10 protein-coding genes are annotated in these 10,132 nt (G+C 65.2%); 5 read left to right on the forward strand and 5 right to left on the reverse strand.

Annotation, left to right across the window (positions count from 1 at the left end; genetic code table 11):
* The 4 genes from GEV06_27130 to GEV06_27145 form a co-directional block, all read right to left on the reverse strand.
* The coding region (locus tag GEV06_27130; protein MPZ21533.1) for a co-chaperone GroES at positions 1 to 154 on the reverse strand (154 nt) is incomplete at its 3' end.
* Between the two features lie 310 nt (positions 155 to 464).
* The gene (locus GEV06_27135) at positions 465 to 737 is read right to left on the reverse strand and encodes a histidine kinase (protein MPZ21534.1); all 273 of its coding nucleotides are present in this window, start codon (positions 735 to 737) and stop codon (positions 465 to 467) included.
* A 9-nt stretch (positions 738 to 746) separates the two neighbouring features.
* On the reverse strand, positions 747 to 1,655 hold the full coding sequence (locus tag GEV06_27140; GenBank protein ID MPZ21535.1) for a phosphoribosylaminoimidazolesuccinocarboxamide synthase: 909 nt from the start codon (positions 1,653 to 1,655) through the stop codon (positions 747 to 749).
* 198 nt (positions 1,656 to 1,853) lie between these two features.
* Positions 1,854 to 2,972 carry a hypothetical protein gene (locus tag GEV06_27145; protein ID MPZ21536.1) on the reverse strand — a complete coding sequence of 373 codons (1,119 nt, stop codon included), beginning with the start codon at positions 2,970 to 2,972 and terminating at the stop codon, positions 1,854 to 1,856.
* 41 nt (positions 2,973 to 3,013) lie between these two features.
* Here GEV06_27145 and GEV06_27150 point away from each other — a divergent pair, with 41 nt between their 5' ends.
* The 5 genes from GEV06_27150 (at position 3,014) to GEV06_27170 (ending at position 9,283) form a co-directional block, all read left to right on the forward strand.
* Positions 3,014 to 4,174 (forward strand): flippase-like domain-containing protein, encoded by a 1,161-nt coding sequence (locus GEV06_27150; protein MPZ21537.1) that lies wholly within the window; start codon positions 3,014 to 3,016, stop codon positions 4,172 to 4,174.
* Complete coding sequence (gene nrdR / locus GEV06_27155; protein ID MPZ21538.1) at positions 4,171 to 4,635, forward strand: transcriptional repressor NrdR; 465 nt, start codon at positions 4,171 to 4,173, stop codon at positions 4,633 to 4,635. The genes GEV06_27150 and nrdR overlap by 4 nt, the downstream gene beginning before the upstream one ends.
* Before the next feature lie 237 nt (positions 4,636 to 4,872).
* A complete protein-coding gene (locus GEV06_27160) occupies positions 4,873 to 5,433 on the forward strand; it encodes a DUF4390 domain-containing protein (GenBank protein ID MPZ21539.1) in 561 nt (186 codons plus the stop codon).
* 133 nt (positions 5,434 to 5,566) lie between these two features.
* The gene (locus tag GEV06_27165) at positions 5,567 to 7,873 is read left to right on the forward strand and encodes a HAMP domain-containing protein (protein MPZ21540.1); all 2,307 of its coding nucleotides are present in this window, start codon (positions 5,567 to 5,569) and stop codon (positions 7,871 to 7,873) included.
* A gap of 15 nt (positions 7,874 to 7,888) precedes the next feature.
* Complete coding sequence (locus GEV06_27170) at positions 7,889 to 9,283, forward strand: response regulator (GenBank protein ID MPZ21541.1); 1,395 nt, start codon at positions 7,889 to 7,891, stop codon at positions 9,281 to 9,283.
* A gap of 417 nt (positions 9,284 to 9,700) precedes the next feature.
* On the opposite strand, the gene GEV06_27175 is transcribed toward GEV06_27170, so the two are convergent.
* Positions 9,701 to 10,132, reverse strand: a 432-nt coding sequence (locus GEV06_27175; protein MPZ21542.1) for a transposase, incomplete at its 5' end; no start/stop codon positions are given.

The raw sequence follows: 10,132 nt of genomic DNA on the forward strand, positions 1-10,132 counted from the left end.
CGTCATCCTTGACCTTCCCATTGCCGACGGCTTCGACCTTTCCCTGCTGCGGCTTTTCCTTGGCCGTGTCAGGGATGATGATGCCGCCGACTTGCTGTTCGTCTTCCTCGATGCGCTTGACGATGATGCGGTCGTGTAGCGGTCTGACCTTCATAGCTCAACTCCGCGTGAGGCCACAACACGCGGTTTGCCCGGCAGTGGCCTCCGTATAGGCGATGTCATATGGATGGTTGTCTCCCTTGGTGCGTTAGCAGTCACCCTGGGCAACTGCTAATTATAGGACAGACGCGTGGCGGGTCAAGGGCAAAAAAGGTTCGAGGTTCGAGGTTCGAGGTTCGAGGTTCGAGGTTGGGGCGGGTCGGGGGTCGGGTGTGAGGTTCGAGGTTGGAGGTTGAGCGTTGAGTGGCGAAGTGGCGGGCGGCGAGGGAGGTTGGCCACCAGCGTCGAGCCTTCCACCTCAAACCTCAAACCTTGGACCTCGAACCTCGAACCTTTTGCCCCTTGCCCCGCCGACTATTCGTGGAGAGCTCGTACTCGCAGATCTTGCGGCGAAGCGTGTTGCGGTGGAGACCCGTCAGCTCGGCGGCGCGGCCGATACTGCCACGAGCGTGGTCCAGGGCGGCCTGGATGAAGCGGCGCTCGAACTCTCGCCGGGCATCCTCGTAGAGAATACCCTTGTTGATCATTTCGCCGATGAGACGCTCGAGCTCCTCCCGCACGCCTTCGACTCCCAGCAATTGGACCGCTCAGGCGAGCGTGCCGCCAGTGATTCGGTGAAAGGCTTCCAGGTACCTTTCGCGTGTGCGCGCGACCACCTCGTCTGGCAGAGACGGTACGGGCGGCTGCTTGTTCCAACCGATGGCTTCGAGGTAGTCCCGCACGTACTGCTTGTCAAAGCTGGGCTGTGGGCCCCCTGGCGTGTGGTGCTCCGCTGGCCAAAAGCGCGACGAGTCGGGTGTCAATACCTCGTCGATCAAGATCAACTGCTGCTGACCCCCTGCCTCGACGAGGCCGAACTCGAACTTCGTATCGGCCACGACGATGCCGCGGCTGGCCGCGTGCTCGACACCCCGCCGATAGAGCGTGAGGGTCGCCGCCTTCGCTTGCTCCAACACGTCGGAACCGACGAGCCCCGCAGCGTGAGACTCGGTGATGTTCTCATCGTGGCCGCTCGTGGCTTTCGTGGCCGGGGTGAAGATCGGATCGGGCAACCGCTCGCTCTCGCGAAGCCCTGGTGGCAGCGCCACACCACACACCTGGCCGGTGGCGACGTAATCCTTCCATCCCGACCCGGCCAGATATCCGCGCGCGACGCACTCGACCGGCAGTGGGTGAGCTCGACGTACCAGCATCGAGCGCCCCCGCAACTCATCGGCGTACGGTTGTAGCAGCGCCGGATACTCATCGACGTTTGCCGACACGACGTGGTGCGGCATCAGGTCGTGCAACAGCTCGAACCAGAACACCGAGAGCTGGGTCAGGACCTTGCCCTTGTCCGGTATGGCGGAGCCGAGCACATGATCGAAGGCAGAGATGCGATCGGTGGCGACGATGAGCAGATGTTGCGCATCGACGTCGTACACGTCACGTACCTTGCCCCGACGCAGCCGCCGCAGTGCCGGGAGAGAGCTCTCTCGTAGGGGTGTCGAAGCGATCACGCGCAACGACCTCGGAAGTAAGCGCGGACTTCGCTCGTCCGTGTGGAGGTCGATCTCGACACGGCCGCTGCAAGTCCGACGTGCACACCTTACCGAAGTGTTACGTGAACGTCAAAGGGGGTCTTTCCCCTAGAGGGGAAAAAACCTCGTAGCTCTCCGGTCGAAACTACGAAGACACGACGATTCATTTGGCCTCTATGTCTTCGGGATCTCCCGGATGATGATGCTTCCGCTACGGTTCGTCACCACGAGAGGGGCACCGCCGCCGCCGATGGGGCCTCGTGCGCGCTGGGTCTCATCGGAGACCTCCACTCGTAGAGCGTTTGGCACCAGGAGCTCCCCACCGTTCGACGTCGCGTCGACGAGCACCCCCTCGCTCGAAGGGAGCGTGATGTCCAGACGCCGATCCGTCGTGGCGATGTTGACCGGAACGGCGCGTGCCATGAACAGGCGCACCTCCAGATCCTCCGCTTCGATGGTCACGGGTGCCTGCGCATCCCGCAGTATCAGCCTGCCGTCGCGCGCCTCGACCATCAGCGGTCCGAGGTTGGCGTCGATGTCGATACTCACATCGCGTGCCTCGACGGTGATAGGACCTTGCACCCGGCTCAGGGAGACGCTGCCACGCTCCGGGCGCAACACCACGGGACCGCTCACATCGCTGACGATGAGCTCGCCCTGGCCGGTTTCGAGATCGACGAGGCCAACGCGGCTGATATCGGCCGAGCTGCGCTCGATCGTCCCCGAGACGACGCCTCCGACATCCACAATGCGTATCCCGGCCGAGACGTCGTCGAGCGTGACCGACGCGACGCCGCGAACGTCCAGCTTGCCCTCGACCTCCGAGAGCCTCAGATGCATGCGCGTAGGCAGATTGATGGTGAGGGCCAGATCAGGACGCCCCCGCGCGTATCTCCAGGTCGGCGTCAGAACAGCCAAGCGGGCGACATCGTCGTCGCGTTCGAGTTGGAGGGCTGTGTCCCTGGCGACCGCGGCGGCCTCCCGTTGATCCAGGCCAAATACCTCGCCGCGGAGCTCCGCCCGAATCTCGTGACCGTCGTGGCCGGCGACCACAACCGTTCCGCGGAAGCCCTCCAGATCGAGCGTCCCAAGGCCAGAGGTCGACTCCTCGCGCAGGTGGGCACGGATGGGGTGTCTGGTCCGGACGCCAAACACCTCGGCCCGGACGTTGCGCGTGATGCGGCCGAGCGAGAGTCGGTTATCCTGGTCCTCGGCCGGGGGCGCGGTGAACCAGTAGGCGATGCAGCCGACCAGCACGAAGCCGGTAATCAACACTAACTCTCGCTTTCCCATAGACTTAACACGTCGCGTTATAGTAGAGTCCCTAGGTGTCCATGCGCGGCTCCCGACGCACGCTGCTGATCGTAGGTCTGACCGCCATCCTCCTCTGGTGGTTCTTGCGCCACGCGAACCTCGCAGGCGTGGCGCGCGAGATGCACGACGCGCAAACGCTTCCGCTGTTGTTCTCGCTCTGCATGACCGCGGTCACGTACGTCTTACGCGCGCTGCGCTGGCAGTACCTACTGGCGCCCATCGGGCACGTGCGCTTTGGACCCGCGTTCAGAACGACGGTCATCGGCTTTGCGACCAACGCCCTCCTGCCAGGCCGGCTCGGTGAGCTGGTTCGCCCGTATCTTCTGGCGCGCCGCGAGCGGCTCAGCGCCACCGCGACACTAGCGACCGTGCTCCTCGAGCGTGTCCTCGACGTCGCCGTGGTGTTGCTCTTGTTCGGCGTGTTCGTGACGCTCTTCGATCCGGGCCTCGCGGCGGTCGACGCGGCAACGTTTCGTGCCGTGAAGACTGCGGGGCTCATCGGTGGCGCGCTATCGATGGCATCCTTGGGCGCCGCGTTCGCGCTCGCCGGCCATCCGGAAGGGTTCGGCCGCGCGGCGGGTCGACTCGCGCGCGTGCTGCCAGCCAATCTCGCGCGGGCCACGGGCCGCCTCGTGGAAACGTTCCTGCGTGGCTTCGCGGTCATGCGCGAACCTGGTCGACTGGCCGTCGCCGTCCTGCTCTCCGTCTTGTTGTGGGTCTCGATTGCGGCGGGCGCCTGGTTCGTCATGCGCGCGTTTCATTTGACGTTGCCGTATTCCAGTTCGTTCCTCGTGCTTGCATTTCTGGCGGTCGGCGTCCTCCTGCCGACACCGGGAGGGCTTGGCGGTTTCCACGAGGCGTTTCGTTTCAGCGTCCATACGTTCTACGGCGTTGCCAACGACCGCGCCGTGGCGGCCGCTGTCGTGCTGCATGCGCTGTCGTTCGTACCAGTCATTGTCGCAGGTCTGATCTTCATGACGCATGAGGGCTTGACCTTTGGCAAGCTCCAGGACGTCCGCGCAGAGGCCGAGGGAGCGTCGGGGCACCAGCCGGACCAGCCGTCGGCGTCCGACGTGCAAGCCCTGGCGAGCTCCGATGTGGCTCGGGTAGCCATCCCGGCAACGCCGCCGGTGTTGAACGCGGCGAGTGTCAGGCTCGAGCAGGAGGGGCGGGGCGCGTGAAGTGTCCGTACTGCGGACATTTGGGCGACAAGGTCGTGGACTCGCGGGAGGGCCGCGAGGGAGAGGTGATTCGACGCCGGCGGGAGTGTCTCGAGTGCGGCAGACGCTTCACCAGCTACGAACGGGTCGACGAGATCCCCTACATGGTCGTCAAGAAGGACGGCCGGCGGGAGCGGTTCGAGCGTCAGAAGCTCATTACGGGCCTCTTGAAGGCGTGTGAGAAGCGCCCGGTGAAGGTTGCGGCCCTCGAGCGCACAGCGGATCGCGTCGAAGCCATGCTCCAGGATCGGCCGGAGAAGGAGATGGCCACGGCGGAGATTGGGCAGTTCGTCATGCAAGAGCTGCGTAAGCTCGACAAGGTCGCTTACGTACGCTTTGCGTCGGTGTACCGGCACTTTCGCGATATTGGCGAGTTCATGAGCGAGCTCGAGGAGCTGTTGAGCACGAAGGAGGAGCCGTGATGGGTGAACAAGGTGACAAGATGACAAGGTGAATGCGCTCGTTGAGTGTGGGTGGCGCGGGGCCTTGGGCCCCGCGTTGGACGAAGTGGTAGCGTCGCGACGTCTACCCCGATCCCCAAGTCACCTTGTCACCCGTTCACCTTGTCACCTGTCACTTGCCCGGGTGTCCCAGCATACCGGGTTGGCTGAAGCGAAGAGAGCATCGAACAAACCGGGGCAGAAAGCGAGCAGGCTGACGTGCGCCTATTGAGATGTGGCCTCGTGATGATGCTGGGGTTGTTGCTAGCGCAAGATGGGAGCGCGACGGACGCGGCGGGCGTTCAAGTGGTTCCGGTCGCCCGCGAGGGACGCGTCTTGGTCTCGTTCTCGGTGCCAGGAGGGCTCACCGACGAGCTGCGTGAGGCGATTCAGAGTGGGCTGCCGACCACGTTTACCTACTACGTCGAGCTCAGGCAGACTTCGGCCCTCTGGTTCGATCGTTTGGTGGCGAGCGCGACAATTGCCGTGACCGTGCGCTACGACAACCTGACGCGGCGCTACCAAGTGACCGAGATGCAGGATGGTCGCACCGAGCAGGTGATCGTGACCGAGGATGCCGCGACGGTCCGGCATCGCGTCACGACATTCAACCGGCTACCGCTGTTCAGCACACGACCGCTCAGGAGTGACGGGGAGTACTCGGTGCGGGTGCGCGCGCACACTCGACCGCGCACCAGCCTGCTATTCGCCTGGCCGTGGGAGTGGTTTTTCGCCCGCGGAGCGGCACTCGGCAGTGCGAAGTTCACGTTCTTGCCGTGAGCCGAATGCTGTTCACTCGAGTGTTTCCGTAGCGCGCGACCTTCAGGCCGCGGGGGCGAGGGGGCTGAAGCCCCCTCGCTACGTGCTGCGGTCGTCGCTGTCAGCGTCGTGATTTGACCGATCGTCGGTACCCGTGACGACCCTCTTTTCCGGTACCGCATCGCCTCCACCACCGCAGGGGACGGCCGGGGCCGCGGCGGTCGGCCGTCGGCCGCTGCGCGACAATCCCGTCCTCATCCTGCTCGCGATCGGCTTGCTGCTCGCGGCACTCGCCGCGATGGTGCGGCTCGCCGATCGCTCCGCCCAATTCACGCCTGACTTTCTCGCCGAGGTCGTCCTCTACGCGCTGTGTGCCGTCGACTTGACGATGCTCGTGGCACTGGTGTTCGTCCTGGGGCGCAACATCATCAAGCTGGTCGTCGAACGTCGCCGTGCGCTGCCATTCGCGCGCTTTCGCGCCAAGCTCGTGCTGGTGTTGCTCGGGATGACGTTCGTGCCTTCCGTGCTCGTGCTCATCGTCGGTGGCGAGCTCATTCGGAACAGCGCGAATCGTTGGTTCTCGTCGCCTATCGACGAAGTCCTGAGCTCGTCACGCGAGATCGCCAGTGAGTACTACGAGGAGCGGCAAACCGCGGTGCGGCGACATGCCGCGCGGTTGGCGAGGGTCCTGTCGTCCCGGGCAGTTGCCGCAGGCGACGTTGCCTCCGTGCGGGCGCAGGTTGCGCCCGACGTGACGCAGGGCCGGGTGGGCATGGTGGAGGTCTACCAAATCGTTCCCCGCACGTCACCACCCGAGGTGGTGTCAGTGTTCGAGGCGGCGGCGCCAACCTTGCCCGGAGATCACGTGCGCGCCTCGGCCGAGCGGCTTGCGGCGCGCGTCGCAGCCGGGAGCGCCGAGACGCGCCTGCTGGAGCCGCTGCGCAGCGGCGGCGAGCTCGTCCGGGCCGCGTCGCTCGTCAGGGCCTCGCCCGATTCTCAACCGGTTGGCGTCGTTGTCGTCAGCGATTACCTCACCGGCGAGCTGGCGCGCCACGCTCGAGGCATCGTTGGTGCCTACGAAGGCTATCAACAGCTCCGCGTGCTCAAACGCCCGCTCGAAGGCGTCTATCTCTCATTCTTCTTGATGATGACGCTGTTCATCCTCGTCAGTGCGACCTGGATGGGGTTGTATCTGGCCAAGCGGATTACTCGTCCCATCAACATGCTCGCGGCAGGCGCGCGTGAGATTGGCGCGGGGCATTTCGATCACCGGATCGAACCGGAGACGGTCGACGAATTCGGATCATTGGTGGATGCCTTCAACACGATGGCGAGCGAGCTCGCGGCAAGCCGGGAAAAATTGGAGCGGTCACGCCTGGAGCTCGAGCGCAAGAGCCTGGAGGCGGAAGGACGGCGCCGCTACATCGAGACCATCTTGAAGCGGATTGCCACGGGGGTGGTCTCGGTGGACAGCGGCGGCATCATCAGCACGATGAACAGTGCGGCCGCGCGATTGCTCACACTCGACGCCAGCGTGGTCGGCCGGCCCTACGCCGGCGTGTTTGGACGAGCAGACCTCGTGCCGCTCGTCGATCTCGCTCGACTTCGGCGGCGCCAGCAGGAAGCGGGCGGCGGCCAGGAGGTCGCGCTCGAGCGGGATGGCCGTGAGATCCACCTTGCGGTGGCCGCGACCCCGCTGCGCGAGTCCGACGGCGCGGCGGGAACGATTCTGGTGCTCGACGATGTGACCCCGCTCATCCGGGCGCAGCGTGTGGCCGCGTGGCGCGACGTGGCGCGCCGGCTTGCGCACGAGATCAAGAACCCACTGACACCGATTCAGCTTGGCGCCGAGCGGCTCCGTCGACACTTCGGTGATGCGGCCGAGCCGACGCGCGCGCTCGTCGAGGAGTGCTCGTCGATGATCGCGGTCGAAGTGGAGTCGCTCAAGTCCCTGGTCGACGAGTTCTCGCAGTTTGCCCGAATGCCAGCGCCTCGTACGGTGCCGTCCGATCTGCATGCGCTCCTCGACGATGCGCTGGTGTTGTACAGCGGCATCATGGACGGCGTGGTGATCGTCCGGCGATATGGAGAGGCGGTGCCGCTGGTCCGTGTCGATGCGGAGCAGTTCAGGCGTGTCGTGATCAACCTCGTCGACAACGCTGTGGACGCGCTCACACATCAGGACGGGATGCGACCGGCGGACGCCGAGGGTGTCGTCACGGTCGAAACCGCGCACGATTCGACGCATGCTGTCGTGCGTGTCATCATCGCGGACAACGGCCCCGGCATTCCGGAAGTCGATCGCGCCAAGCTGTTCATGCCGTACTACTCGACCAAGCGGCGGGGCAGCGGCCTTGGCCTCGCGATTGTGCGGCGGATCGTCGTCGAGCATGGCGGCAACATCGAGGTCGGCGAGAACGCGCCGTCCGGCGCGCGCTTCACGATCGAGCTACCATGTTGAGGTGCAAGGACCCGAATGAAGCCGACCATCCTGATCGTGGACGATGAGGCTGGGGTGCGTTCCGCGCTGCGTGGCGTGCTGCGCGACGAGGGGTACCTGGTCGAGATGGTCGCCACCGGCGAAGCGTGCGTCGAGGCAGCCGCGTCGCGCCGTTTCGACGTCGTTCTGCTCGACGTGTGGCTGCCGGGGATCGACGGCCTGGTGACGCTCGAGCAGCTTCGTGAGCGCCACATCGAGGCCGCCGTCGTGATGATCTCGGGTCACGGCAGCATCGAGTCGGCCGTGCGCGCCATCAAAATGGGCGCGTTCGACTTCATCGAGAAGCCACTCTCCCTCGAGAAAACGGTCCTCGTCGTCCGAAACGCGCTGCGGCAGCGCCAGCTCGAGGCAGAGAACCGCGCCCTGCGCGCCCATGTGGACCGTCGGCATGTGATGGTCGGCGAGAGCTTCGTGATGCGGCAGCTCCGAGAGCAGGTCGCCATGGCGGCGCCGACCAATGGCCGCGTGCTCGTGTACGGCGAGAACGGCACCGGCAAGGAGCTGGTGGCACGCAGTATCCACGCGCTCAGCCGGCGCCGCGAGGCCCCCTTCGTCGAGGTCAACTGCGCGGCCATTCCGGAGGAGCTCATCGAGAGTGAGCTGTTTGGCCACGTGAAAGGGGCATTCACGGGGGCCGTCAGCGACCGGCGCGGCAAGTTCGAGGCGGCCGATGGCGGCACGATTTTTCTCGACGAAATCGCGGACATGAGCCTGAAGACACAAGCCAAGGTGCTGCGGGTGTTGCAGGAGCAGGTGGTCGATCCGGTGGGCGGCCAGGCCAGCATACGGGTCGATGTCCGCGTCGTGGCGGCGACCAACAAGGAGTTGTCGGCCGAGATTCGGAGCGGCCGTTTTCGCGACGACCTCTACTTTCGACTCAACGTCGTGCCCATTTTCGTCCCACCGCTGCGAGATCGCGACGAAGACATCCCCTTGCTCGCCGAGCACTTCATGACCGAGCTCGCGCGTGAGCACGGCCGCCGCCCGCGGACGTTCTCGCCAGAGGCGCTGACGATGCTTCGCCGCTACGCCTGGCCGGGCAACGTGCGCGAGCTGAGGAACGTCATCGAGCGGCTGCTCATCATGGTGCCTGGGGAGCGGATCGAGGTGTACGATCTGCCGTTTCTCGAGAATGGCTCGATGGCACGCGGCGAGGAGTACGCGGTCAACGGTCGGACGCTGCCTCTCGGCGAAGCCCGCGATCGGTTCGAGCGTGACTATATCCTGCGGGTCTTGGACGAGCAGCAAGGCAACATCTCTCGGACCGCCGATCTCTTGCACGTCGAGCGGAGTAACCTGTATCGCAAGATGAGGGCGTTTGGCATCGTGCCCATGAGGTCCCGCGATGCCGGGATGGAGGGTGGGGAGTGACGGGGTGACAAGGTGACTGGGTGACGGGGTGACGTGGCAACTCGGTGGTTGGAGGTCGCGAGCCCGGTGCGGCTTGCGCTTCGCCGGTGCGAAGCCTCGCTGAATTAGCGGCCGTTGCCCCGGACGTTCGCGCAACCCCGATCACCTTGTCACCCCCTCACCCCCTCACCTTGTCACCCCCTCACCCCCTCACCCCATATGCGTTAACCTAATATCCAGTCTTTCAGAAGGCCATGAAGAGAAGCCGATTGTAGTGTACGACGGCGGCGACCATCGTGAAGGTCGCGACTGAGCTCACCACGAGCCGTGGCATCCATGAGCTGCACCAACCCAGGAGACGGACACAGCGCCTGGCGCAGGGCGTGGACGAGCACGGTCGTCCAGCGCCACAGCGAGGGGATGGGCGCCATCTCGGTCTTACGGGACCGAGACGAGCTGCTGGAAGCGGTAGCCCCAGGGGGAAATCGCGCGGGTCGTGCGATAGAGCGTCTCCAGGAGCAAGGCCACCACCAGCTTGGCCAGAATCCAGCCTTGGGCGGCCCGCGCATCCTTGTGGGGCAGGCGACTGAGTTTCAGCAGTTGTTTGAGGCGCTTGAACGCCAGTTCGATTTGCCAGCGAAAGCGATAGAGGTCCAGGACGTCGCCCGCCGCCAGCCTCGTCGCCGGCAGGGTGGTAAACACCATCACGAACTGCGCCGCCGCCAGCGACCGGGGATCGGGCCGCTTGCGTTTCTTGGTCGCCGACGTGACGGCGCGCCGCACGGCCTTCGCCGCGACCGGGGCAGGAAGCTTCGTGGCGATCACGCGGCCCTCGATGGCCGCCCCCTGCGGATCCAGCAACTGGACCGG

The sequence above is a fragment of the Luteitalea sp. genome (assembly GCA_009377605.1).
Classification (GTDB): Bacteria; Acidobacteriota; Vicinamibacteria; order Vicinamibacterales; family Vicinamibacteraceae; genus WHTT01.